The 24647-nt window shown below is 64.7% G+C and carries 20 protein-coding genes; 13 read left to right on the top strand and 7 right to left on the bottom strand.

The features are described from left to right. Positions 1-2 precede the first annotated feature (2 nt). A complete protein-coding gene (locus G6P99_RS28460; protein ID WP_165124237.1) occupies positions 3-995 on the bottom strand; it encodes an IclR family transcriptional regulator in 993 nt (330 codons plus the stop codon). Positions 996-1242: 247 nt separating this feature from the next. On the opposite strand from G6P99_RS28460, the gene G6P99_RS28455 reads away from it, so the two are divergent. Continuing rightward, complete coding sequence (locus G6P99_RS28455; RefSeq protein ID WP_156928891.1) at positions 1243-3027, top strand: acyl-CoA dehydrogenase family protein; 1785 nt, start codon at positions 1243-1245, stop codon at positions 3025-3027. Positions 3028-3072: 45 nt separating this feature from the next. Here G6P99_RS28455 and G6P99_RS28450 read toward each other — a convergent pair whose 3' ends face one another. Beyond that, positions 3073-4746, bottom strand: coding sequence for a bifunctional protein-serine/threonine kinase/phosphatase (locus G6P99_RS28450; RefSeq protein WP_029083991.1), 1674 nt, complete (start codon positions 4744-4746; stop codon positions 3073-3075). A gap of 63 nt (positions 4747-4809) precedes the next feature. Beyond that, complete coding sequence (locus tag G6P99_RS28445; protein ID WP_029083992.1) at positions 4810-6069, bottom strand: MFS transporter; 1260 nt, start codon at positions 6067-6069, stop codon at positions 4810-4812. 638 nt (positions 6070-6707) lie between these two features. Between G6P99_RS28445 and nirB the strand changes: the two genes are divergently transcribed. The 5 genes from nirB to G6P99_RS28420 all read left to right on the top strand — a co-directional run bounded on the left by nirB (position 6708) and on the right by G6P99_RS28420 (position 13655). Beyond that, positions 6708-9167 (top strand): nitrite reductase large subunit NirB, encoded by a 2460-nt coding sequence (gene nirB, locus G6P99_RS28440; RefSeq protein WP_165124234.1) that lies wholly within the window; start codon positions 6708-6710, stop codon positions 9165-9167. Next, positions 9164-9493, top strand: a complete 330-nt coding sequence (gene nirD / locus G6P99_RS28435) for a nitrite reductase small subunit NirD (RefSeq protein ID WP_029083995.1) — start codon at positions 9164-9166, stop codon at positions 9491-9493. The genes nirB and nirD overlap by 4 nt, the downstream gene beginning before the upstream one ends. Before the next feature lie 10 nt (positions 9494-9503). Next, complete coding sequence (locus G6P99_RS28430; RefSeq protein ID WP_029083996.1) at positions 9504-12167, top strand: nitrate reductase; 2664 nt, start codon at positions 9504-9506, stop codon at positions 12165-12167. A gap of 298 nt (positions 12168-12465) precedes the next feature. After that, positions 12466-13419, top strand: a complete 954-nt coding sequence (locus G6P99_RS28425) for an amidohydrolase family protein (RefSeq protein ID WP_165124231.1) — start codon at positions 12466-12468, stop codon at positions 13417-13419. Between the two features lie 38 nt (positions 13420-13457). Then, entirely contained in the window at positions 13458-13655 is a 198-nt protein-coding gene (locus G6P99_RS28420; RefSeq protein ID WP_084518656.1) for a (2Fe-2S)-binding protein, read from the top strand. A 914-nt stretch (positions 13656-14569) separates the two neighbouring features. Here the strand turns inward: G6P99_RS28420 and G6P99_RS28415 are convergent. Beyond that, on the bottom strand, positions 14570-14812 hold the full coding sequence (locus tag G6P99_RS28415) for a hypothetical protein (RefSeq protein WP_029084000.1): 243 nt from the start codon (positions 14810-14812) through the stop codon (positions 14570-14572). A gap of 271 nt (positions 14813-15083) precedes the next feature. On the opposite strand from G6P99_RS28415, the gene G6P99_RS28410 reads away from it, so the two are divergent. Both G6P99_RS28410 and G6P99_RS28405 read left to right on the top strand, forming a co-directional pair. Continuing rightward, complete coding sequence (locus tag G6P99_RS28410; RefSeq protein WP_029084001.1) at positions 15084-16310, top strand: CaiB/BaiF CoA transferase family protein; 1227 nt, start codon at positions 15084-15086, stop codon at positions 16308-16310. A 246-nt stretch (positions 16311-16556) separates the two neighbouring features. Next, on the top strand, positions 16557-16952 hold the full coding sequence (locus tag G6P99_RS28405; RefSeq protein ID WP_029084002.1) for a RidA family protein: 396 nt from the start codon (positions 16557-16559) through the stop codon (positions 16950-16952). A gap of 12 nt (positions 16953-16964) precedes the next feature. Here G6P99_RS28405 and G6P99_RS28400 read toward each other — a convergent pair whose 3' ends face one another. Then, positions 16965-17654 carry a TetR/AcrR family transcriptional regulator gene (locus G6P99_RS28400; RefSeq protein ID WP_029084003.1) on the bottom strand — a complete coding sequence of 230 codons (690 nt, stop codon included), beginning with the start codon at positions 17652-17654 and terminating at the stop codon, positions 16965-16967. A gap of 235 nt (positions 17655-17889) precedes the next feature. On the opposite strand from G6P99_RS28400, the gene G6P99_RS28395 reads away from it, so the two are divergent. From G6P99_RS28395 to G6P99_RS28380, 4 genes are all read left to right on the top strand, one after another. Continuing rightward, positions 17890-19122 (top strand): acyl-CoA dehydrogenase family protein, encoded by a 1233-nt coding sequence (locus G6P99_RS28395; protein WP_029084004.1) that lies wholly within the window; start codon positions 17890-17892, stop codon positions 19120-19122. A 131-nt stretch (positions 19123-19253) separates the two neighbouring features. Then, a complete protein-coding gene (locus tag G6P99_RS28390; RefSeq protein ID WP_029084005.1) occupies positions 19254-20312 on the top strand; it encodes a phosphotransferase family protein in 1059 nt (352 codons plus the stop codon). 156 nt (positions 20313-20468) lie between these two features. Then, positions 20469-21383 carry a DMT family transporter gene (locus G6P99_RS28385; protein WP_029084006.1) on the top strand — a complete coding sequence of 305 codons (915 nt, stop codon included), beginning with the start codon at positions 20469-20471 and terminating at the stop codon, positions 21381-21383. An 89-nt stretch (positions 21384-21472) separates the two neighbouring features. Continuing rightward, the gene (locus G6P99_RS28380; protein ID WP_084518654.1) at positions 21473-22057 is read left to right on the top strand and encodes a DUF2199 domain-containing protein; all 585 of its coding nucleotides are present in this window, start codon (positions 21473-21475) and stop codon (positions 22055-22057) included. Positions 22058-22418: 361 nt separating this feature from the next. On the opposite strand, the gene G6P99_RS28375 is transcribed toward G6P99_RS28380, so the two are convergent. After that, a complete protein-coding gene (locus G6P99_RS28375) occupies positions 22419-23171 on the bottom strand; it encodes an SDR family NAD(P)-dependent oxidoreductase (protein WP_165124228.1) in 753 nt (250 codons plus the stop codon). Positions 23172-23268: 97 nt separating this feature from the next. Between G6P99_RS28375 and G6P99_RS28370 the strand changes: the two genes are divergently transcribed. After that, a complete protein-coding gene (locus tag G6P99_RS28370) occupies positions 23269-23589 on the top strand; it encodes an ArsR/SmtB family transcription factor (RefSeq protein WP_029084008.1) in 321 nt (106 codons plus the stop codon). 116 nt (positions 23590-23705) lie between these two features. Here G6P99_RS28370 and lepB read toward each other — a convergent pair whose 3' ends face one another. After that, on the bottom strand, positions 23706-24464 hold the full coding sequence (gene lepB, locus G6P99_RS28365) for a signal peptidase I (RefSeq protein ID WP_029084009.1): 759 nt from the start codon (positions 24462-24464) through the stop codon (positions 23706-23708). Positions 24465-24647 lie beyond the last annotated feature (183 nt).

Raw genomic sequence — 24647 nt, 5'->3', positions numbered from 1 at the left:
TCTCAGGTCTCGATCGGTGGCGCGTCGACGTCGATCTGCGGGAGCAGGCCGGGCGACTGACGCTCGACCAGCTCGCGCATCTTGCCGATGATCGCCCTGGCGTCCGCGGAGACGATCGCGCTTGGGCCAGCGACCGTGATGACAAGCGGAGGCGTCCGGTCGGTATCGGTCAGCCGCATCGCAATCGCGCTCAGACCGGGCGTGCCCATGTCGCGCGTATAGGCAAAACCCTGGCGGCGGATCACGGCCAGCGCATGCTGGATATCCGGAAAGCGGACCGCAGATGACGGCGCTTCCTCGGCGTTGATCCGCTGCACGATCCGCCGCGCATCCTCGTCGTTCATCAGGCTGAGAAACACCCGGCCCGGGGTCGAATGGGTCAACAGCCGCCGCGCACCGGGCTCGAGATAATAGCGCACCGGCGTCGTTCCCTGCAGCACGCGGATGTACTGGCTGTAGAGCTGGTTGCGCGCCACGACGAACGTCGTCAGCCGTGTCGCCTCGTGCAGCTCGCGCGTGATGGCATCGAGCGTTGCGCCCGGCAGCCGCTCGCTCGTGAGCCAGCCGCCGAGCAGAGCGATGCGGACCGTCGGCCGGTAGGTGCGCGCCTGCCGGTCATGCTCGAGATAGCCGAGCTCGACCAGGCTCTTCAGCAGCGCCGACGTGCTCGACGGCGGGTAGTTCAGCCGCCGCGCGATCTCGGTCATCGCCGCCGGCCGCTCGATCTCGGCAAAATATTCGAAGATGCGGAGCACACGGTGCGCCGACTTGACGACGGACGGATCCGCGCTGCCGTCGGCGGCGCGAAATAACTCGTCATGCCGGTTGGCCTCGATCACCGTCGCCGCGGGATCGTCGAGTTGCGCGCGCACCCGCTCGGCGACGATGCGCCTGCGGCCGCGCCGCGACGGGGACTGGCTGTCGGAGCGCGCTCCCTTCATCTGCTGCCGCTCATGTCCTTGCGCGCGCAGCGCCAACCGGGTGCGCTGCAACATTCGTGGTGTCGCCTTCTACTGTCGAATGTGCAGCGAAACCGGCGGAGGTCAATAGTGCGCGGTGCAGCATCGACCGCATGCGCGCCGCGCGCGGACGGCATTTCTTCCACGTATCTGAAATTATTCTCGCATGGGGGTCCGGAGGTGGACATCGCAACCACGGTTCTCGATGTTGCAGACAGACGGGGATGACATCCCGCACACCGGCAAGGCTGGTGCGACGCCATCCCGAACAAGGAGAGCCCCGATGCAGATGAGCGCGCTCGATCTTCGTAGCCCCGACGCTGCCGCCAATCCGGCCGATCCGGCCCGTCACATCTCGCATGATTGCGCAGGCCTCAATTTCTACGATCTCGACCGTGGCCTGCGCGGCCTGCTCAACCTCTATCTGTCGCGCGAGGATCGCGAGAAACTGGAGCCGCATTTCCACCGCCTTGGCGAGCTGGCGGGAGGCAGGCTCGACCAGCTGGCGCGGATCGCCGACAAGCACGGCCCGGTGCTCAATCCGCGGGACGCTTACGGCCGCGACGAGGACTGGATCGACTATCACCCCACGTATCGCGAGATGGAGGCGATCGCCTTCGCCGATTTCCAGTTTCACGCCATGAGCCATCGCGCCGGCGTGCTCGGCATGGACCGGCCGCTGCCGGCCGTGGCCAAGTACGTGTTTCAGTATCTGTTCGTGCAATCCGAGTTCGGGCTGATGTGCCCGATCAGCGTCACCGACACCTCGACGCATCTGATCCGCAAATTCGGCTCCGACGAACTCAAGGCCTATCTGCTGCCAAAGATGCTGTCCGACGACATGGCGACCTTGTGGAAGGGCACGCAGTTCATGACCGAGCGCGCCGGCGGCTCCGATGTCGGTGCGGTCGAGACCGTCGCGCGCCGCGACGGCGAGGTCTGGCGCCTGACCGGCGACAAATGGTTCTGCTCCCACGCCGATGCCGACGTCGCGCTGATGCTGGCGCGGCCGGAAGGCGCGCCAGGTGGCACCAGGGGCCTGGCGCTGTTCGCGCTGCCGCGCCGCCTGAAGGACGGCAGGCGCAACAGCTACCGGATCGTCCGCCTCAAGGACAAGCTCGGCACCAAATCGATGGCGTCAGGCGAGATCCGTCTCGACAATGCGGTGGCCTATCTGGTCGGTGATCCCGAGCAGGGCCTCAAGCAGATGATGGAGCAGGTCAACCTCTCGCGCCTGTCGCACGGCGTGCGCGCCGCGGCCATGATGCGGCGTTGCCTCAACGAGGCCAAAGTCAGCGCCTCCTCGCGGGTGGCGTTCGGCCAGCGCGTGATCGATTTTCCGCTGCTGCGCCGGCAGCTGATGAAGTTGATCGTGCCGACCGAGGAGGCGCTGTCGATGATGCTGGTGGCCGCGCGCGCGATGGACGAAGCCAATGCCGGTTCGGCGCAGGCGAGGGACCTGCTGCGCATCCTGACGCCGCTCTTGAAGTACCGCGCCTGCCGCGACAACATTCCGGTCGCCACCGGTGCGATGGAGGTGCGCGGCGGCAACGGCTACATCGAGGAGTGGGTGCAGCCGCGGCTGGTGCGCGACGCCCACGTCGGCGTGCTCTGGGAAGGCACCAGCAACATCAACGCGCTCGACATCATCACGCGCGCCGTCGGCAAGAGCGGCGCGCAGCGGGCGCTGGCCGTGGCCCTGCATGCGCGGCTTGACGAGGCGAAGGCCTTGCCGGAGCCGTTTCGTAACCGCCTCCGCACAGCGCTCGACCGCGCGATCGGCTTTGCCGAGCAGGTGGCGGCCGATCGCGCGGCGGAACATGCGGCGCGGCTTGCGGCCAGTGCGCTCTACCATGCGGCGTCGGCGATCGTTCTGGCCTGGGAAGGCTGCCAGGCGGAGGTCGATGCACGACGGCTGTTGCTGTCGCGGTTCGTGCTGGAGCATCGCCTGACCGCGAAGGACCCGCTGGCGCCGGCCGACGATGCGTGGGAACGCGACGCCATCGCACTGGTGCTCGGCGACGACGCCGTTCCGCTTGCGCGGGCGGCAGCGTTGCTGGTTGCCTGATCGCGACACAAGCCGGGTCTTGGTGCGGATGCTCAGCCTGCCGGATTAGTGCCGCGCCAGTAGCACCACGACGATCACGGCCAGGATGGCGCACAGCACTTTCCAGAACGTCACGGGATCGCGGTCGTGCAGCGATTTCCGGGTCGTGACGGCGGGGCCGGCCCAGGTCGCGCCGTTCTCCAGCTCGTGCGCGAACTCGATGGCGTCGCCGAAGCGCTGCGCGGGCTCGACGCTGAGCGCCTTGCCGATCACCGCATCGAGCCAGGCCGGCAAATCGGGGCGGTAGCGCGACAGGGGCGCCGGCTTGCCGAAGCGCGGGCGCGAGAACGGCTCGATCTCGCCGAACGGATAATTCGCGGTGAACATCCGGTAGACGGTGACGCCGAGCGCGAACAGGTCGGACGCCTCATCGCCCGCCTTGCCGCCGAACAGCTCAGGCGCCATGTAGCTCGCGGTGCCCGGAATGTCCTCGGCCGGAAAATCCTCCAGCAGCGGCACGCGCGAGACCCCGAGATCGACCAGCCGCAAGCCGCCGTCCTTCAGCAGGATCACATTGTCGGGCTTGATGTCGCGATGGATGATGCCGGCGCGATGCAGCGCCGTCACCGCGCGCACCAGCTTGGTGGCAATCCCGATCCCTTCGGTCAGCGACAGCCGCGGCGCGCGATTGAGCCGCTGCTCCAGCGTCTCGCCGTCATAGAGCGGCATCGCCGAATAAAGCCTGGTCCGCCGTTCCGCCGGCACCTCGATGATCTCGCCGATCCACAGGCTGCGTACCCGCGCGGCGACCCATGCCTCGCGGACGAAGGCGAGACGATAGGAGCCCTCGCTGGCGACCCGCGGATGCGGGAATTTCAGCACGACCTCGCGGCCGGCGCGCTTGTCGACCGCCTTGAACAGGCGGCTGTAGCGTCCGTCGGACAGCACGTCGCCGAGCGCGAAATCGTCGACGATGTCGCCGCTTTCCGGCAGATCGCCGATCGGCAGCGTTGCGATCGAGTGGGTGAGCTCGTCACGATCCGCCGGCGGCAGGTCGACGACGTCGAGCACCAGCGCGGTGGTGTTGTCGCTGCTGCCGGCCGCGAGTGCGGCCTCGACGATGCTCTTGGCCGACTCCTCCGGCGGCGTGCGCTCCTCGAGCAAATGCAGCAGGCGGGAATCGCCGAGCGCGCCGTGCACCCCGTCGCTGCAGATCAGAAGGCGGTCATGTTGCCGCAGCCCGACCGAGGTGTAGTCGAAGCGGGCGAACTCCTCGAACCCGATGGCGCGGTTGAGCAGGTGCGCGAGATCGCCGCGGCCGGCGATATGATCTTGCGTCAGCCGTTCCAGGCGTCCATCGCTCAGGCGATAGACGCGGGTGTCGCCGATATGGATCACATGGCACTGCCGCCGCGACAGGATGACGGAGGAAAACGCGCACGCCATGCCGCTGCGTGCGGCATCGACGCGCCCCTGACCATAGATCCAGCTGTTGGTGGCTTCGAGCGCCCGCGCGGCGCGGCGGCGGACGCCGAGCGTCTCGGGCAGGCAATAATAGGCGTCGATGAAGCTGCGGACGGCAACCTCCGCGGCCTCGCGTCCGCCCTTGTGGCCACCGACGCCGTCGGCGACCGCCGCGACGACGTCGCGGTGCAGCGTGCCCGGCGTGCCGAAGCACGCCGCGACATAGTCCTCATTGGCGGCGCGCTTGCCGGTCTCGCTGGCGAAGCCGAGCCGCACTCCCAATTCCCGTTGCGAGCCGTTCGCCACGTCGGTGCCCCGTCGTCTCGCGGGGGCGGGCGGTCAGACGCGCGCTCCCGACGCCGCGCCCCAGGTGGTGCGCCAGCGGACCTTGACCATGGCAAGTCCGATGAAGCCAAGCAACGCCAGCACGCCGAAGAACAGGAAGCCCGCGCCGAAGCCGCCGGTCATGCCCTTGGCGGTGCCGAGCGTTTGCGCCAGGAAGAAGCCGCCGACGCCGCCGGCGCAGCCGACGAGCCCGGTCATCAGGCCGATCTCGTGCCGGAAGCGCAGCGGGATCAACTGGAACACCGCACCGTTGCCCATGCCGAGCGCCAGCACGCCGATCGAGAACAGCAGCACCGAGGTCCAGGCGATGCGCGGCAGCTCGGTCAGCGACCAGCCGGCCTGCGTTGGCGCGGTCGGCCCCTCCGGCATGAACGCGATCACGAGATAGGCCGCGACCACGACCCCAAACAGGATCGACAGCGAGCGGATGCCGCCGATGCGGTCGGCGATCATGCCGCCGACCGGACGGAAGCCGGAGCCGAACGCGACGATCAGCGCCACCAGCATGCCGGCGGCAACGCCCGAGACATGATATTGCACGGTGAAATACAGCGGCAACGCGTTGGCGAGGCCGACGAAGCCGCCGAAGGTGATGAAGTAGAAGAACATGAACCAGCGGCTGTCGGAATCCTTCAGCAGCGCGCCATAGGCCTTCAGCGAGATCGGCTTGCGCTCACCCGGCGCGTCCTTCGCCGCCACGATGTAATAGGCCAGCACCATCAGCATCGGAAGCAACAGGCAGCCGAACACGGCCTGCCAGCCCCAATGCTCTGCGATCGTGGGCGCGAGCAGGGTGTCGAGCACGACGCCCATATTGCCGGCGCCGGCGATCCCCATCACGACGCCCTGATATTGCGGCGGATACCAGCGGCTCGCCTGCGGCAGCGCCACGGCGAACGAGGCGCCGCCGACGCCGAGCGCCAGGCCGAACAGCTCGATCGCGGACTTGCTGTTCAGTCCGAACTGCCAGACCGACACGGTCGCGGCGATCACGACGAGCTGGGCAATGATGCCGGTGCGCTTGGCGCCGATGACGTCGGCGAGAATGCCCATCGGCACGCGCAACAATGCTCCGGCGAGCACGGGAATGGCGACCAGGGTGAACTTCTCGTTCACCGCCAGATTCATGTCGCGCGCGATGTAGACGATCAGCGGGCCGAGCGCGACCCACGCCATGAAACTGATGTCGAAGTACAGGAATGCAGCGAGCAGCGTCGGCCAGTGACCTGCCTTCTTGAATTCAGCGAACTTCATTGGCAACGACCTCGCAATGATGCGGCCGGAGCAGCCGCATTCTCGCGGTCAGTTCCGGCGCAAACAGTCATGATGTGAATGAAAAGGCGAGCGCACTCGTCGTTGAGACGCGCCTGGTTGACGAATGTTCAGCAATTACCGTGCCATCGAATCGCATGCGGACGCTTCGTCAGCGATCGCAAGGCGTTGCCGCTGTGTCGGCGAACGCGTGTGAAGGCTCAGCGTGCTGCCGCTGGCGGCAGATGCCGCCGCGCAAACGCGCAGGCTGGTGCTTTTTTGAGCGGCGCGCGTACTCACTTGCAAGGGCGCATCGATGCCGCGCGCATGATAACGCGCGGTGCGCGTGATGCTGTGCTGCACAAGAGATCATCGGCGTGGCTAAAAATGTGGCCGGAAAATCCACCCCAGGCGCCGGCTGGTGATTCGGGGGTGGTCTGGAAGGCTTTGATTTTGCTTCAAAATTCCCCGGCGGGAAGTTGGCACGCGTCTTGAATATCAGTCGGTAACGGAACATCGGTCGTCATCGAAGACGGTCTGCGCCCGCGGCTGGGCTTCCTACAACTCCAAACCTTTATCGGTGTCCATCAACGACGCACGCCGCGTCGCTGAGCAGCATCGTCGGAATTGAAAGGCAGACCATGCTCGACAAAGTGACAAAGCAAAAGCTCGTGGTGATCGGCAACGGCATGGCCGGCATCCGCACGGTGGAGGCGCTGCTCGAACGCGCGCCCGATCTCTACGACATCACCGTGTTCGGCTCCGAGCCCTACGGCAATTACAACCGCATCCTGCTCTCGCCGGTGCTCGCCGGCGAGAAGACCGTCGACGACATCATGCTCAACACCGTCGATTGGTACGAGGACAACAACATCACGCTGCGCAAGGGCGAGACGGTCACCATGATCGACCGCCGCACCTGTGAGGTCGTCACCGAGGCCGGCGCGCGCGTTCCTTACGACCGTCTGCTGATCGCGACCGGATCGAATCCGATCATGTTGCCGCTGCCCGGCAAGGAGCTGCCCGGCGTGATCGGCTTCCGCGACATCTACGACGTCGATCGCATGATCAAGGCCTCGACCGACTATCGCAACGCGGTCGTGATCGGCGGCGGCCTGTTGGGCCTCGAAGCCGCCAACGGGCTGATGAAGCGCGGCATGAACGTCACGGTCGTGCATCTGCTCGACACGCTGATGGAGCGCCAGCTCGATCCGGTGGCCGGCGGTCTGTTGCGCAAGTCGCTGGAAGAGCGCGGCATGGTGTTCAAGATGCCGGCGCAGACCCAGGCGATCCTGGGCGAGGACCGCGTCACCGGCGTGCGCTTCGGCGACGGCACCGAGCTGCCGGCCGATCTGGTCGTGATGGCGGTCGGCATCCGTCCAAACTTCGAGCTGGCGAAGAAGGCCGGGCTCTATTGCGAACGCGGCATCGTGGTCTCCGACACCATGCAGACCTATGACGGCCGCATCTACGCGGTCGGCGAATGCGTGCAGCACCGCCGCCAGACCTATGGCCTGGTCGCGCCGCTGTTCGACCAGGCCAAGGTCTGCGCCAACCACCTCGCGATGAAGGGCTTTGCCACCTATGACGGCTCGGTCACCTCGACCAAGCTGAAGGTCACCGGCATCGACCTGTTCTCCGCCGGCGACTTCGCGCCGGGCCCGGACAAGGAGGAGATCGTGCTGCAGGACGCCAATCGCGGCGTCTACAAGCGCATCATCCTGAAGGACAAGAAGATCGTCGGCGCCGTGCTCTATGGCGACACCATCGACGGGCCCTGGTACTTCCAGCATCTGCGCGACGGCACCGACGTCTCGCATATGCGCGAGCGCCTGGTGTTCGGCGCCGCCAATCTCGGCGATGGCGGCGTCAACGGCCAGAGCTCGGTCGCCGCGATGAGCGACGAGACCGAGATCTGCGGCTGCAATGGCGTCTGCAAGGGCGCGATCGTCAAGGCGATCAGCGAGAAGAAGCTGTTCACGCTCGACGACGTCCGCGCCCATACCAAGGCGTCGTCGTCCTGCGGCTCCTGCACCGGTCTGGTCGAGCAGGTGCTCGCCTTCACGCTTGGCGGCGACTATTCGGCGGCGCCGAAGGTCAAGCCGCTGTGCAAATGCACCGATCACAGCCATGACGACGTTCGCCGCGTCATCGTCGAGCAGCAGCTCAAGACGATTCCGGCCGTCATGCGCTTCATGGAGTGGAAGACGCAGAATGGCTGCCATTCCTGCCGCCCGGCGCTGAACTATTATCTGCTCGCGACCTGGCCCGGCGAATATCGCGACGACCAGCAGTCGCGCTTCATCAACGAGCGCGTCCACGCCAACATCCAGAAGGACGGCACCTATTCGGTGGTGCCGCGGATGTGGGGCGGCGTCACCACGCCGAGCGAGTTGCGCGCCATCGCCGACGTCGCCGAGAAGTTCAACATCCCGACGGTGAAGGTCACCGGCGGCCAGCGCATCGACCTGCTCGGCGTCAAGAAGGAAGACCTCCCGGCGGTGTGGGCCGATCTGAACGACGCCGGCATGGTGTCGGGCCACGCCTACGCCAAGGGGTTGCGCACGGTGAAGACCTGCGTCGGCTCGGAATGGTGCCGCTTCGGCACCCAGGATTCCACCGGTCTCGGCGTCAAGCTCGAGAAGTTCATGTGGGGCTCCTGGACGCCGGCCAAGGTCAAGCTCGGCGTTTCCGGCTGCCCGCGTAATTGCGCGGAGGCGACCTGCAAGGACGTCGGCGTGGTCTGCGTCGATTCCGGCTACGAGATCCATTTCGCCGGCGCCGCGGGACTGCACATCAAGGGCACCGAGTTCCTGACCAAGGTCGAGACCGAGGATGAGGCGCTCGAGGTGATCGTGGCGCTGACCCAGCTCTATCGCGAGGAGGGCTGGTATCTCGAGCGCATGTACAAATGGTGCGACCGCGTCAGTCTCGAGCAGATCAGGAAGCGGGTGGTCGACGACGTCACCAACCGCAAGGCGCTGTTTGCCCGCTTTGCCTATTCGCAGCAGTTCTCGCAGAGCGATCCTTGGGCGGAGCGCGCCAGCCAGGGCGTCGACCGCAACGAGTTCGCCCCGATTGCCGAATTGGAGCTCGCATGACCAGCTGGATTGAAATCGGCGCGCTTACCGACATTCCGCGTCTCGGTTCGCGGGTGGTCCGCACGCCCCATGGCAACATCGCGGTGTTCCGCACCGAGAGCGACGAGGTGTTCGCGCTCGACGACCGCTGCCCGCACAAGGGCGGGCCGCTGTCGCAGGGCATCGTGCACAACAAGCGCGTGACCTGTCCGCTGCATAACTTCGTCATCGAGTTGGCGAGCGGGCAGGCGGTCGCGCCCGACGAGGGTTGCACGCATACACATCCGGCCAAGGTCGAGAACGGCGTTGTCTGGCTGTCGGTGCGGCAGGCGGCGGCGGTGGGCTGAGGGGCCAGGCATGCCCGTCAAGACCACGTGTCCCTATTGCGGTGTCGGCTGTGGTGTCGTCGCGTCCAAGGACGCGGCGGGCACCATCCAGGTCGAAGGCGACAAGCAGCATCCGGCCAATTTCGGCCGGCTCTGCAGCAAGGGTTCGGCGCTCGCCGAGACCATCGATCTCGACGGGCGTCTGCTCGCGCCTGTCGTCGACGGCACGCCCGTTGCGTGGGACGACGCGCTTGATCGCGTCGCCGATGGCTTTGGCCGGATCATCAGGGAGTACGGGCCCGACGCGGTGGCGTTCTACGTCTCCGGCCAGCTCCTGACCGAGGACTATTACGTCGTCAACAAGCTCGCCAAGGGCTTTGTCGGCACCGCCAATATCGACACCAATTCGCGGCTGTGCATGGCCTCCAGCGTGGCCGGGCACAAGCGCGCCTTCGGCAGCGACACCGTGCCGGGCTGCTACGAGGATCTCGAGCAGGCGGATCTGTTGGTGCTGGTCGGCTCCAACGCCGCCTGGTGCCATCCGATCCTGCACCAGCGCATGCTGGCGGCGAAGGAGAAGAACCCGGCCTGCAAGATCGTCGTGATCGATCCGCGCCGCACCGCGACCTGCGAGGGCGCCGATCTGCACCTGCCGCTGCGCTCGGGCAGCGATTCCGTGCTGTTCAACGGGCTGTTTGCGTTCCTCGCCGGCAGCAATGCGGTCGATCGCAGCTTTGTTGGCAGTTCGACCACGGGCGTGGTCGACGCCCTCAAGCAGGTCGCCGGCCAGACCGTGGCGCAGACCGCGGCAACCTGCGGGCTGAGCGAAGGCGCGGTCGGGCTGTTCTTCGACTGGTTCACGAAGACCGAGCGTGTCGTCACGCTCTATTCGCAAGGCGTCAACCAGTCGTCGACCGGCGTCGACAAGGTCAATGCCATCATCAATTGCCATCTCCTGACCGGCCGGATCGGCCGTCCCGGCATGGGGCCGTTCTCGCTCACCGGTCAGCCCAACGCGATGGGCGGTCGCGAAGTCGGCGGGCTCGCCAACCAGCTCGCCGCGCATATGGAGCTCGAGAACCCGGCGCATCGAGATCTTGTGCAGCGGTTCTGGCGCGCGCCTGTGATGGCGGAGAAGGGCGGGCTGAAGGCGGTCGACATGTTTGACGCCATCGCCGACGGCCGCATCAAGGCGGTGTGGATCATGTCGACCAATCCGGTGGTGAGCCTGCCGGACGCCGACCGCGCGCGCGCTGCGCTCGATGCCTGCGAGCTCGTCGTGGTCACGGACTGCATGCGCGATACCGACACCACGCGCCATGCCGACGTGCTGCTGCCGGCGCTGGCGTGGGGCGAGAAGGACGGCACCGTCACCAATTCCGAGCGCCGGATTTCACGGCAACGGACGTTCTTGCCCGCGCCGGGGGAAGCGCGTGCGGACTGGCGCATCATCTGCGACGTTGCGCAACGCATGGGATATTCCGGCTTCGATTATCCTGACGTTGCCGCCGTGTTCCGCGAGCATGCCGAACTGTCCGGTTATGAGAACGACGGCCGGCGTGATTTCGACATCTCGGCGCTGTCGACGCTCGATGACCACGCCTATGAGGCGCTGGCGCCGGTGCAATGGCCGGTGACATCAGATCGTCCAGACGGCACGGCGCGGATGTTCGAGACGCCGAATTTCTTCACAGCCGACCGCAAGGCGCGCTTCATTCCGATTGCGCCCCGCGCAGCGCGCCATGCGACCAGCCGCGACTATCCGCTGGTGCTCAACACCGGTCGTATCAGAGACCAGTGGCACACCATGACCCGGACCGGGAAAACCGGGCGGCTGCTATCGCATATCTTCGAGCCCTATGCCGAATTCCATCCCGAGGATGCGCGGCTGGCCGGCTTGGAAAACGAAGGGCTGACGCGGCTGACCAGCAGCTGGGGCGAGATGATCGCGCGCGTCGTGGTCAGCGCCGACCAGCGCCGCGGCTGCGTGTTCGTGCCGATGCACTGGAATGAGGAATTTGCCGGCGAGGGCCGCGTCAACGCGCTGGTCAGTCCGGCCGTCGATCCGCTGTCCGGTCAGCCGGAATCCAAGCATACGCCGGTGAAGGCCGATCCCTACGCACCGAAATGGCACGCCTTCATCCTGAGCCGCAATCCGATCAAGCGTCCGCAAGCCGGCTACTGGGTTCACGGCAAGGCGGGCGACTGCTGGCGGTTGGAACTCGCGCTCGACGCCCGCCCGGAGAGCTGGCGCGACTGGGCGCGCGTGCAACTTGGCCTCGACGGCGTCGAGATCGAATGGGTCGCCTATCGCGATCCTGCCGTGGGACGGTTCCGCTACGCGGCGGTGCGCGACGGCCGGCTCGATGGCTGCGTGTTCATCGCGCCCGACCACACGCTGCCGTCGCGGGCGTGGCTGACCGGGTTGTTTGCGGAACAGCAGCTCTCGGCGAACGCGCGGATGGCGCTGCTCGCAGGACGGCCGTTCGGCGCGGGCGAAGATGTCGGTCCGATCGTCTGCTCCTGCTTCAGCGTCGGTCGGCACCAGATCACCGCCGAGATCAAGAAGGGCGCCAACAGCGTCGAGGCGATCGGCCGCTGCCTGAAGGCCGGCACCAATTGCGGCGGCTGCAAGCCAGAAATCGGCAAGCTGATCGGCGCAACCGCGCAGCCGCGGCAGGCGATCGCGTCGTAAGTTTCCGCGCGTCGCAGCCGCGCCAGGGCGAAACGCAAACACTGAAATTGGGGCGCTATCCGTCCAGAAGCGGACTCGTCATGCTCACCTTGAGTGCTTCGGGTCTTGACCCAACTGAGAGATGGCGCGGCTCAAGATTGTTGCGGCGCAAATTGACCATTGAACCCTATTTCTATGGTCGCAATTTCCTGATGTGATCTTCAGTATTGCAGGCCAATTTGCTGTCTTCTCGCTCAGATGGCGCGGTGTCGATCAGCATCATGTCGTGACAACAATAATAAGACAGGAAGGACATCACATGCCTTCACGCCGTGGTTTTCTGACCGGCACCGTCGCGACCGGTGTCGCGCTGTCAATGCAGCACGCCGCGGCAACAGTCGCGCAGCAAAAGCGAGTGATCGTCGATTCGCAGGTTCACCTGTGGCCGGCGAGCACCCCGGAAAGACCCTGGCTCCCCGGTGCCAAACCGCAGCTTCCGGAGCCCTTCACCATCGAGCGAATAATTCCACTGATGGACGAGGCTGGCGTCGATCGCGTCGTCATCGTTCCGCCGGTGTCGCTCGAAGGCGAGCGCATCGACTATGCCCAAGAGGCGGTCAAACGGTACCCGAGCCGCTTCGCCATCATGGCGCGTGTAGCCCTCGACAAGCCCGACCGCGCGGCACGGCTTGCGACTTGGCGCGACCAGCCCGGCGTGCTGGGCGTGAGGTTGAACTTCGGCCCCGGCGAAGCGGCGTGGCTGACGGACGGAACCGCGGATTGGTTCTGGCCGGCGGCGGAGAAGGCCGGCCTGCCTGTGATGTTTCTCACGTCGGGCCAGACATCGCTGTTCGCCCGCATCGCTGAGCGACACCCCCAACTTACACTCATCATCGACCACATGGGGGTCGGCGCGGGCCTGCGCCCTCGTCCTGATTCATTGGCATCCGTGGGAAACAACACGGTCCCTGAAGCCATTGCACAGTCGGTGGCGCTCGCAAGATATGCGAATGTGTCGGTGAAGTTGTCGTCGGTACCGCTGATTTCGACTGAGCCTTATCCATTCCGTGACGTGACCCCGCATATCCACCGCCTATTCGACGCCTACGGCCCGGAGCGCTGCCACTGGGGAACCGATGTAACCAATTCATTCGCCCGGGCCACCTACCGGCAGCGCGTGACGGAATTCACAGAGGAGCTTCCGTTCCTCACCGAAAGCGACAAGGACTGGATCATGGGCCGCGCGATCCTGGCGCGGCTTCGCTGGACGTGAACCAAGCTTGCTGCGATGCATGAGTCCGCGTCTGGCCAATTTCGGCCTTATGCGATGTCCGCTCCAGCTTCAGCGTCGGTCGGCACCAGATCACCGCCGAGATCAAGGAGGGCGCCAACAGCGTCGAGGCAATCGGTCGCAGCCTGAAGGCCGGCACCAATTGCGGCGGCTGCAAGCCCGAGATCGGCAAGCTGATCGCCGCAACCGCGCAGCCGCGGCAGGCGATCGCGTCCTGAGTTTCCGCGCCTCGCAGCCGCGCCAAGGCGAAACGCAAACACTGAAATTGGGGCGCTATCCCCCAGAAGCGGGCTCGTCATGCTCACCTTGAGTGCTTCCGGTCTTGACCCGGCACGGACATTGGGCACCGTGGTTTTGCTTTCCCAAGCCGTTCATCAGTATTAAGTTTCACGGAAACCGTTCCGCCAACGGCGGTCGGAGGAAACTATCGCTGGATTGTCGGTTGAGGTTCCGGGAACAACGGAGGCTTCGGAAATGAACAAAGCAGCATTGGCGTTAGTGACCGCTGCCACCATCGGTGTCTCTGTCTTGGTGGCCCCATCACCAGCCCAAGCGTGGCGTGGTGGTGGCTGGGGTGCTGGACTCGCGGCCGGACTAATCGGAGCGGCGGTGGTTGGCGGCATAGCCTCCAGCGCCTACGCCTATGGCCCAGGTTACGGCTACTACGGCGGACCGGGTTATGGCTATTACGGGGGTTACGCCCCCGCGTATTACGGCGGCTATGCCCCGGCATACTACAACTACGGCTACGCCCCCGCATACTACGGCGGATACAGCTCTTACTATGCTCGTCCCGCGTACCGGCGCGTTATTCGCCCCGCATACGCCTACGGCCCTGGGTACTATCGCGGGTATGGCTATCGCGGGTATGGCTATCGCTGGTGATCGCCAGCGGCGCCGCCGAAGTCTGGGCAACGAACGGTCGCGGGACGGCCGCGGCCTGTTTCGTGCCCGCGGGTGCTTGAGTGTTCATAGCGAGCGGCGAGACGACCGTGAGCATTGACGTCGGCGGCAGACAAAGACCGATGGCCAGCGTGTCTCCTGTTGGCCCATTTCGGCCTTATGCGATGTCCGCTCCTGCGCCGCTGCCGGGGGGGGGGAAGCGGACATCGCGAATTTGTCACTGCTCGCTCTAGCAGCCGTGGCAGATGCTCTTCAGCTTGCTGTTGAGCAGGCGGTCCTCCTCGTCGGAGGCCGCCTTGGTGTAGGGGTCGTTGCCACGGCGCTTGTCCTCGGCAAATCCGCCGCCGCGATTTGCGCCGCCGGTATGTATGCTGTGCAAGCCGCCGCCATGGCCGTGGCCGCCGCGCGCATCCGCCGGCGGAATTGCGATCGCAAGCAGGGTGAGCAGCGCGGCCGTCGTGATCGTCCGCATGGTGTCCTCCTCGTCGCGGCAAAATACCGCTGGCGCTGCGGCAAATCGGTGTCGGCCGTTTTCACAATTTCGCGTGGCGGCAATCGGGGCAGGGGCCGGCCGGTTCCGGCCGAATACCGCTGCCGCACATAGGCCGCAGGCGGATGGCTTCATGCCGACAATGCAGTGCTCGCCGCACCAAAATGGTGTATCCGCAAGCCTTGGCATGCCCAGGACATGATCCGGCGGCGCCAGATAATCAAGATTTTGCAAGATATCGGAGGAATGCTTCATGTCGGCTTTGCCACTCTCGGGCATCAAGATTCTCGATTTGACGCGGGTGCTCGCGGGCCCGCTGTCGGCCCAGATGCTGGCGGATCTCGGCGCCGAAGTGATCAAGATCGAGCGGCCCGGCGGCGGCGACGACGCCCGCGCCTTTGGCCCGCCCTATCTCGCCGATCCCGAAGGCAAGCAGAACAACAACAACTCGTTCTACCTCTGCGCCAACCGCAACAAGAAGTCGGTCACGGTCAACATCGCCAAGCCTGAAGGCCAGGCGATCATCCGCGAGCTCGCCAAAACGGCCGACGTGATGATGGAGAACTACAAGGTCGGCGATCTCAAGCGCTACGGCCTCGACTACGAGACCATCAAGCAGCTCAACCCCGGCATCATCTATTGCTCGGTCACCGGCTTCGGCCAGACCGGACCTTACGCGCCGCGCGCCGGCTATGACGCGATCCTGCAGGCGATGGGCGGGCTGATGAGCGTCACCGGCCATATCGACGGCGAGCCCGGCGAGGGCCCGATGAAGGTCGGCCCCTCGATCGTCGACTACATGACCGGCATGAATACCTCGATCGGGATTCTCTCGGCGCTCTACCATCGCGACGCCAACAACGGCGAAGGGCAGCACATCGACGTTTGCCTGTTCGACACCGTGATCGCATCGCTGTCGCACTGGCTGCAGATCTACCTCGTCAACGGCAAGATGCCGCCGCGCCGCGGCACCTGGGGCAATGGCGGCATGCCGGCCGGCGTGTTCCGCTGCACCGACGGCGAATTGATGCTGGTGGTCGGCAATGACGGCCAGTTCCAGCGCACCTGCGCCGTGCTCGGCGAGCCCGAGCTCGCCAACGACAAGCGCTTCGTCAAGAACAACGACCGCGTCGTGCACGGCAAGGAGATCATGGCGATCTTCGCCGGCCTGTTCTTGCGCAAGCCGGTCGCGTACTGGCTCGAAAAGCTTGAGGAGGCCGGTGTGCCGTCGGGCCCGATCAACGATTTCGAGCAGGTGTTCAGCGATCCGCACGTGCAATCGCGCGGCATGCGGGTCAACGTCGACCATCCCTACGAGCCGAACCTGTCGCTGATCCGCAATGCGCTGACCTTCTCGGGCACGCCGATCACCGAATACCGCGCCCCGCCGCTGTTAGGGGCCGACACCAAGGACGTGCTGGCGACCATCGGCTATGACGACGCCAGGGTCGAAGGCCTGAAGGCACAGGGGATATTGTAGGCGCAAGTATTGAAGGCAAGCGCGGCCGCTTTTCCGTCATCCTGAGGAGCGGCCCCTTGGCCGCGTCTCGAAGGATGAACGGCCCGGCTGGTGGCCGTCGACCCTTCGAGACGGCCGCTGCGCGGCCTCCTCAGGATGACGGTCGGAGAGGGAGTCGGCTCCTAGTACACTTCGATATGTATCGAAGCATCATTGACACGAGCCTGCTAGTCTGGCGCCATCGATCCTCCGTCGAAGGCATCAAACATGAAACGGGAAGTCGTTCGCGTCGAACCGATCTCGAGCTGGCTCGAGCGCTGGAAGGCGCCGGCCTCGCCGGTCACCCGGGCCGGCAACATGATCTTCGTGTCCGGCCTGCCGCCGTTCGATCCCGCAACCGGCGAGTTCGCCGCCGGCGCCTCGATCGAGCGGCAGAGCGAGCTGGTCATGGCACAGCTCAAGCAGTGCCTCGAGGCTGCCGGCGCCACGCTCGACAATGTGATGAAGTGCAACGTGTTCTGCACGTCGGCCAAGCACTTCACCACGTTCAACGCGGTCTACGCAAAGTATTTCCCGCACGAACCGCCGGCGCGGATCTTCGTCTGCATCCCGGAATGGACCGGGCCGTTCGACGTCGAGGTCGACTGCATCGCGATGCTGTGAGGGCGCCGCGGTTCACAGATCCTGCCGCGTCAGCCGGCCGTGCACCACGACCGGCCGCGCCGCCGGCTTTGCCGGCATGTCGCCCATTGTCAGTGCCATCACCGAGACCGTGACGACGCGATCGATGATGGCGCGGACGTCGTCGAGGTCGCATTTGCCTTCCGACAGCCGCAGCAGGCGTTCCTTCTCGCGGATGGTGTGATGTGCCATCGCGAGCGCGAAGTGCAGGCCCCAATAGAGCTCGGTGTCGTCGCGACCGGGCATCGCGCGGCGCATCGCGGCGGCGAACTTGCGCAAATGATCGACCTCGCGATTCTTGATGCGGCGGATCGGCGGCACGGATTCGATCGAGGCGCGGATCATGAAGCGCGCCGCGGTCGAGCCTTCGCGATCCGGTCCGAGACAGCCGCGCAGGGGCGGGCCGACCAGGGCGCGCATGATGTCCTCGATCGAGGCGCGGCCGCCGCCTTTTTCCTCCGCGGCCTTCAATTCATTGAGGCGTTCGCGGTTGGTCTGGATGCTGCGGGTGACGAACAGCTCCGCGATCAACTCGTCCTTGGAACCGAAATGATAGTTCACCGCCGCGAGGTTGACGTTCGCCTCCGCGACGATGTCGCGCAGCGTGACGTCGCCGAAGCCGCGGTCGGCATAGAGCCGCTCGGCGGCGGCGAGAATGGCGGATCGGGTCTGATCGCTGGCCATGGCCTTGAGCCTTTCCGTTATTCCGCGGTGCGCCGGGGAATGACGAAGACGACAGGGAGTTGCATTTCAAACATTTGTATGAAACTATCGTTTGAACGGCCGGAAATGTCAATCCGCAACAATGTGGGCGGCATTCTGGCACACCACCACCGCCGTATCAGCGAATGCCCTTGCGGCCAGCGGATGCCGGGTGGACAGTGCGGCCCAAAGTCTAGGAAAAAACGAGGAGCGTCCCATGGATTTCACGATGTCGGCCAGGCAGAAGGAATGGCTCGAGCGCGTTCAGGCTTTCATGAAGGCGCATGTCCGGCCCGCGGTGCCGATCTATGACAAGCAGGACGCCGAAGGCCCGCGCTGGAAGGTGATCCCGATCCTCGAGGATCTGAAGAAGAAGGCGAAGGCCGAAGGCCTCTGGAACATGTTCATGCCGCCATCCTCGCACGAGGACGACGAATTCCACGGCGCGGGATTGAGCAACCTCGAATACGCGCTGCTGTCGGAAGAGATGGGCCGCATTTCCTGGGCGTCGGAAGTGTTCAACTGCTCCGCCCCCGATACCGGTAACATGGAAGTGTTCATCCGCTACGGCACCAAGGAGCAGAAGCGCAAATGGCTGCGCCCGCTGATGGACGGCGAGATCCGCTCCGCCTTCCTGATGACCGAGCCCGCGGTTGCCTCGTCTGACGCTACCAACATCGAGACCCGGATCGAGAAGGACGGCGATCACTACGTCATCAACGGCCGCAAATGGTGGTCGTCGGGCGTCGGCGATCCCCGCTGCAAGGTCGCGATCCTGATGGGCAAGACCGACTTCAACGCCGCCAAGCATCAGCAGCAGTCGCAGATCCTGGTGCCGCTCGACACCCCCGGCATCAAGGTCGAGAAGATGCTGCCGGTGTTCGGCTTCGACGATGCACCGCACGGCCACGCCCAGGTGCTGCTCGAGAACGTCCGCGTGCCGAAGGAAAACATCCTGCTCGGCGAGGGCCGCGGCTTCGAGATCGCGCAGGGCCGTCTCGGCCCCGGCCGCATCCATCACTGCATGCGCACCATCGGCAAGGCCGAGGAGGCGCTGGAGAAGATGGTGAAGCGGCTCGCCTCGCGCACCGCGTTCGGCAAGAAGATCATCGAGCATTCGGTCTGGGAGCAGCGCATCGGCGAGGCCCGCGCCGACATCGAGATGAATCGCCTGCTGTGCCTCAAGGCCGCCGACATGATGGACAAGGTCGGCAACAAGACCGCGCAGGCCGAGATCGCGATGATCAAGGTCACCGCACCGAACATGGCACTGAGGATCATCGACAACGCGATCCAGGCCTATGGCGGCGGCGGCGTCTCCGACGAAGCCGGGCTCGCCAAGGACTATGCCCATATCCGTACGCTGCGGCTGGCCGACGGTCCGGACGAGGTGCACAATCGCGCCATTGCCAGACTTGAACTTCGGAAGTATGCAAACACGTCGCACTGAGCATGATGCGGAACGCACGGCGTTCGCGCGGACATCGTGCTCAGAATGAAAAAAGCGATCAGGCTGGCGTACAGCCTGATCGAGGGAGCGCCCGACGGCGCTCCCGACAACGAAGTTGAGGGAGCGTCATCGTGGCGGACGGCGTCAGGAAAGACGAAGAATTTTCCGGCACAAGGGAAGTCGAGGAACGCCATCGCATCAACGAGGCGAACCTCGCGGCCTGGATGCAGGAGCACGTCGAGGGCTTTCAAGGACCTTTGACAGTCCTGCAGTTCAAGGGTGGCCAGTCCAACCCGACCTACAAGCTGGAGACCCCCGGCCGCAATTACGTGATGCGTCGCCGTCCGTTCGGTAAATTGTTGCCGTCGGCGCATGCGGTGGATCGCGAGTTCCGCGTCATCGCCGCACTCGGCAAGCAGAATTTCCCGGTCGCGAAAGCCTACGCGCTGTGCGCCGACGATGCGGTGATCGGCTCGGCCTTCTACATCATGTCGATGGAGGAGGGGCGGGTGTTCTGGGATCCGACGCTGCCGAGCCAGGAGCCTGATGCGCGCCGCAAGATCTTCGCCAGCAAGATCGAGACGCTGGCGAAGCTGCACATGCTCGATCCCGAAAAGATCGGCCTCGGCGATTTCGGCAAGCCCGGCAATTATTTTGCGCGCCAGGTCGACCGCTGGACCAAGCAGTATCGCGCCTCCGAGACGCAGCACATTCCCGAATTCGAGAAGCTCGCGGAGTGGCTGCCGAAGACGGTGCCGGAGCAGAAGCGCGTCTCGGTCGTGCATGGCGACTATCGCCTCGACAACATGATCTTCCACGCCACCGAGCCGCGGGTGCAGGCGGTGCTCGACTGGGAATTGTCGACGCTCGGCGATCCCATGGCCGACTTCACCTATCTGTTGATGCAGTGGACCATGCCGGGCCTCGCCAATGCCGACCTCAAGGCGTTGAACATTCCAAGCCAGGATGAGGCCGCCAAGATCTACTGCGACGTCACCGGCATGGCTGTGCCGGATCTGAACTGGTACTTCTCCTACAACCTGTTCCGCCTCGCCGGCATCACGCAGGGTATCGCGGGGCGAGTCCGCGACGGCACCGCTGCGAATGCCAAGGCCCTCGAGTCGGCCAAGCGCACCGTGCCGCTGTCGCAGGCGTCATGGGAATACGCGCAGAAGGCCGGCGCAACCTGATACGAAAGCGGCGCGATCCTTAAAGGCTCGCGTCGCTTCTGCGAACTGCGGCATGTTTCCGCATTGTAGCCATCTGTGACTTGAGTTCACCGCGCCGCTTTGGCAAGTCAGTCCGGTCAACGCTCCCGCCTTTTGTCCTGATCGGACACCCTCATCTTGCCCCTTTCTCCGAATCTTCGCGGCAGCCTGTTCATGGCGGCCGCCATGGCCAGCTTCACCGCCAATGACACCATCACCAAGGCGGTGGCGGCCGAGCTCAACATCGCGGAGATCCTGCTGGTCCGCGGCCTGGTCGCGATGGTGCTGGTCGCAGCGCTCGCCTGGTACCGCGACGCGCTGCGCAGTTTTGCCGCGCTGTTGATCTGGCCGGTCGGGTTGCGCGTCATGGGCGAGATCGGCGGCACGCTGACCTATCTCTCGGCGATCGCGCAGATCCCGCTCGCCAACGCGTCGGCGATCTTCCAGGCGCTGCCGCTGGTTATCACGCTTGGCGCGGCGCTGGTGTTCGGCGAGCCGGTCGGCTGGCGGCGCTGGCTTGCGATCGCAGCCGGCTTCATCGGCGTGCTGGTGATCGTCCGGCCCGGCGCGGAGGGCTTTAGCCAGGCCTCGCTGCTGGCATTGGCGTCGGTCGGCTTCTGCGCAGTGCGCGATCTCGCCACGCGCCGCATCCCGAAACAGCTGCCGACGGTGTTCATCACGCTGCTCACGACCGTGACGGTGACGACGGCGGGCGCCGTCGTGCTGGTGCCGCTCGGCGGCTGGCGGCCGCCGTCCGGCCACGCGCTCGGCCTGCTGGTGTTCGCCGCGGCGCTGATCCTGATCGGCTATCAATGCATCATCGTGTCGCTGCGCACGGGCGACATCTCGGCGGTGGCGCCGTTCCGCTACTCCGCGCTGCTGTGGGCGATGCTGCTTGGCTATCTCGCCTTCGGTCACAAGCCCGACGTTCAGATGCTCGCCGGCGCCGCGATCATCGTGGCGTCCGGCCTCTATGCTTTCTACCGCGAGCGCAAACGCGACAAGCTGCGCCCGGCCGCGACCGGACCAGGCCTGCCGCCGGACGGGCTATGATCCAACCGTAGACGCAGGGTGGGTTTCGCAAGAGCTCAACCCATCATGGGCAACTTGCGTGCTCGTTCTACCAGAGGTAGGACTTCACCATGCCAGACCTTGATTTGTCCAATGACCCTCGTTGGCGCCGCCTGTGGGAACGGCCCTGGCGCTGCAATTCATGCGGGGATGAGCACCATGGGATCTTTGATCTCGCATGCGGAAAGCCGGCGCAATTTCCCGGACCCGAGGAATTGGCCCCCAATAGCGCCCTCGATCTTGACGGTGATTTTCTCTCGGAGGACTTCTGCGTGCTCGAGGGTGAGCACTTCTTCGTGCGCTCCGTGCTGGAACTGCCGATCATCGGCAGTGACGACAAGCGGTTCGGCTTCGGCGTGTGGACGACGCTGTCGCGCGAGAATTTCGAGCGGTATGTCGCGAGCTTCGACAGTGGCGGGCAGGACGGCATGGGGCCGTGGTTCGGGTGGTTCTCGAACTGCCTGCACGGCTATCCCGAGACGCTGAATCTCAAATGCAGGGTACATCTCAAGAGCGGTCGCCAACGGCCACAGATCGCGTTGGAACCGACTGAACACCCATTGGCGGTCGAGCAAAGGCTCGGAGTCACCTTTGACCGGGTACTCGAGATTTACGCAATCAACGGACATGACATCCGTCGGTCGTTGACGGATTGACCGTTTCGTTTGTTACGACGTAGTCGTCCGTAGGATGGGTGGAGCCAATGGGTCCGCGCAAAGCGCGGCCCAATGATAAACTCCGCGATACCCATCATGGCGCCGCGGATAAGGTGATGGGTTTCGCTTCGCTCTACCCATCCTACGAATCTAACCCGAGACCGCACTGCAAAGTTTCCTTCCAGTCCGTAGCCCGGGTGAGCGATAGCGATACCCGGGGAACCTGCTCCCGCATGTCGCTTCGCTCATGCGGGTTACCGCAATTGGAAAGGCGTGCAGGGCGGATTCGCGTAGCGTGATCCGCCCTGTGGCCTGTCACAAATTCACCGCCCGATGTCCGGGCATGGCGAAAACAACCGCCTCAGTGAAGACCGCCCGTCACGTGCAACGTTTCGCCGGTGACGTAGGAGGCATCGTTCGAGGCGAAGAAAGCCACTGCCGCTGCGATCTCCTCGACCTTGCCGATCCGCGCCAGCGGCGTGATGGACTCGATCCATTTGCGCATGTCGCCCTCGGAAAGGCCGGCGGACACGACACCCTCGGTCGCGATCATGCCGGGGTTGACGGTATTGACGCGGATCTTGCGCGGCGCCAATTCCTTTGACAGCACCGAGGAGATCGCGTCCACCGAGGCCTTGGTCGCGGTATAGACAGCGGAGTTCGGCGGCGCGATCGTCGATACGCCGGAGCTGATATTGATGATGCTGCCGCCGACCGTATTGAAGTGCCGCGCGGCTTCCTGAGACACCAGCAGCAGGCCAAGCACATTGAGATCGAAATGTTTGTGGAAGTGCTCGGCAGTGATGCCATCCAGCGGCGCGAACTCGTAGATGCCGGCATTGTTGACCAGGATATCGATCGGACCGAACGCCTTGACGGTCTCGGCCACCACCGACTTGACGTGGCCGGCGTCGGTGAGATTGCCATGCACAGCGACGGCTTTGCCGCCTTTGCCGGTGATCGCAGCCACCACGCGCTCGGCCGCCGGTTTGCTGGCGCTGTAGTTGACGGCAACCGCGGCACCCTCCGCGGCGAGGCGGATCGCGATCTCGGCGCCGATGCCCTTTGACGCGCCGGTTACCAGCGCCACTTTACCCTCGAGTCTTTTGCTCATCTTGTTCTCCATTGCCCGCGCGGATGCGCGAGTGGTTCAATAGTTCAGTAATAATGAACTATTGAAGTTGTTCAAGGGCAGCGCTATATATTTCGCCATGGTGCAATTCGTTCACCCGTCGCGTGAGGACATCACATTGGCCGGAGTGCTGGCAGCACTCGCGGACCCGATGCGGCTGAGGATTGTCAAAAGCCTGCTCGAGCAGGACGGTTGCATGTCGTGTACGGCGGCGGCGCCGTGTCCTGAGATGGCCAAATCGACTCTGTCGAACCATTTCCGCGTCCTGCGCGAAGCCGGTTTGATTCAAACCTCGAAAAAAGGCGTCGAGCATCGCAATGTGGTGCGCGAAGCCGATATCAATGCGCGCTTTCCCAAATTGCTCAAGACGATCTTGGGGTATCCGGAACAGAGCGCGTAGCTCGGGTGAGCGGCTTGTCCGCCGTAGCTCGTAGAGCGAAGGCGGAAGCGATAGCCGGGGAAACTGTTCCCGCATGTCGCTCCGCTCATGCGGGCTACACGACTACACACTGAACATCATCGGATGATCATGAACAGCCGGTTCCAGCGCAGCGAAGCGGGCCAACGCCACACTTGCCATGCAGGCGCCTCGTCGCCGATCGAGAAGAAGATCATCCTGGCTTGGCCGATCAGGTTCTCGAACGGCACGTAGCCGACGCCGCCGCGCGAGGGCGGCACGCGGCTGTCGGCCGAGTTGTCGCGGTTATCGCCCATCGCGAAAAAATGCCCGGGCGGCACGACATAGACCTGCGTGTTGTCATATTCGGACCGTTCGATGCGATCGAGCGTGAAGTAGCTGACCCCATTCGGCAGCGTCTCGCGCCAGCGCTTGACTTGGACCGGCCGCGGCCCCTCGTCGCGATCGACGTAATCATCGGCGCGCTCGCGCTTGACCGCGGTGCCGTTGATGTACAGCAACCCGTCGATCATCTGAATGCGATCGCCCGGCAGGCCGATCACGCGCTTGATGAAATCGATCGAGTCGTCGCTCGGCAGCCGGAACACCACGACGTCGCCGGGCTTGGGCTCCGAGCCGAAAATGCGGCCGGAGAACAGCGGCGGCGAGAAGGGCAGGGAGTAGTGCGTGTATCCGTAGCTGTACTTCGAGAGGAAAAGGTAGTCGCCGACCAGCAATGTCGATTCCATCGACGCTGACGGAATGTTGAAGGACTGGAACAGGAAGGTGCGGATGACGAGCGCGATGATCAGCGCATGGAAGACCACGCGGAAAGTTTCCGCTAATCCGCCGTGCTGACGTTGGTTCTCGGTCGACATGGTCCCGGGCTCCTGTTTCACCGGCTGGTCCGCACGCCCTACGTAGCAAAGTATCACTTCGCGCAACGCGACTGGCGCCGCGGCTTTGTAGGGCGGATTAGCGAAGCGTAATCCGCCGCTCGTTCAGCGTAACTGAAACGGTGGATTACGCCTTCGGCTAATCCACCCTAGGCATCGATGCGA

It is taken from the genome of Bradyrhizobium sp. 6(2017) (genome assembly GCF_011058295.2).
GTDB lineage: Bacteria > Pseudomonadota > Alphaproteobacteria > Rhizobiales > Xanthobacteraceae > Bradyrhizobium > Bradyrhizobium septentrionale.
This window is presented reverse-complemented; position numbering and strand designations above follow the sequence as displayed.

Excerpts from the sequence above, each read along its gene's own strand:
- G6P99_RS28460 (WP_165124237.1), bottom strand. The coding sequence starts at position 995 with ATGTTGCAGCGCACCCGGTTGGCGCTGCGCGCGCAAGGACATGAGCGG.
- G6P99_RS28455 (WP_156928891.1), top strand. The coding sequence starts at position 1,243 with ATGCAGATGAGCGCGCTCGATCTTCGTAGCCCCGACGCTGCCGCCAAT.
- G6P99_RS28445 (WP_029083992.1), bottom strand. The coding sequence starts at position 6,069 with ATGAAGTTCGCTGAATTCAAGAAGGCAGGTCACTGGCCGACGCTGCTC.
- nirB (WP_165124234.1), top strand. The coding sequence starts at position 6,708 with ATGCTCGACAAAGTGACAAAGCAAAAGCTCGTGGTGATCGGCAACGGC.
- nirD (WP_029083995.1), top strand. The coding sequence starts at position 9,164 with ATGACCAGCTGGATTGAAATCGGCGCGCTTACCGACATTCCGCGTCTC.
- G6P99_RS28430 (WP_029083996.1), top strand. The coding sequence starts at position 9,504 with ATGCCCGTCAAGACCACGTGTCCCTATTGCGGTGTCGGCTGTGGTGTC.
- G6P99_RS28425 (WP_165124231.1), top strand. The coding sequence starts at position 12,466 with ATGCCTTCACGCCGTGGTTTTCTGACCGGCACCGTCGCGACCGGTGTC.
- G6P99_RS28415 (WP_029084000.1), bottom strand. The coding sequence starts at position 14,812 with ATGCGGACGATCACGACGGCCGCGCTGCTCACCCTGCTTGCGATCGCA.
- G6P99_RS28410 (WP_029084001.1), top strand. The coding sequence starts at position 15,084 with ATGTCGGCTTTGCCACTCTCGGGCATCAAGATTCTCGATTTGACGCGG.
- G6P99_RS28405 (WP_029084002.1), top strand. The coding sequence starts at position 16,557 with ATGAAACGGGAAGTCGTTCGCGTCGAACCGATCTCGAGCTGGCTCGAG.
- G6P99_RS28400 (WP_029084003.1), bottom strand. The coding sequence starts at position 17,654 with ATGGCCAGCGATCAGACCCGATCCGCCATTCTCGCCGCCGCCGAGCGG.
- G6P99_RS28395 (WP_029084004.1), top strand. The coding sequence starts at position 17,890 with ATGGATTTCACGATGTCGGCCAGGCAGAAGGAATGGCTCGAGCGCGTT.
- G6P99_RS28380 (WP_084518654.1), top strand. The coding sequence starts at position 21,473 with ATGCCAGACCTTGATTTGTCCAATGACCCTCGTTGGCGCCGCCTGTGG.
- G6P99_RS28375 (WP_165124228.1), bottom strand. The coding sequence starts at position 23,171 with ATGAGCAAAAGACTCGAGGGTAAAGTGGCGCTGGTAACCGGCGCGTCA.
- G6P99_RS28370 (WP_029084008.1), top strand. The coding sequence starts at position 23,269 with ATGGTGCAATTCGTTCACCCGTCGCGTGAGGACATCACATTGGCCGGA.
- lepB (WP_029084009.1), bottom strand. The coding sequence starts at position 24,464 with ATGTCGACCGAGAACCAACGTCAGCACGGCGGATTAGCGGAAACTTTC.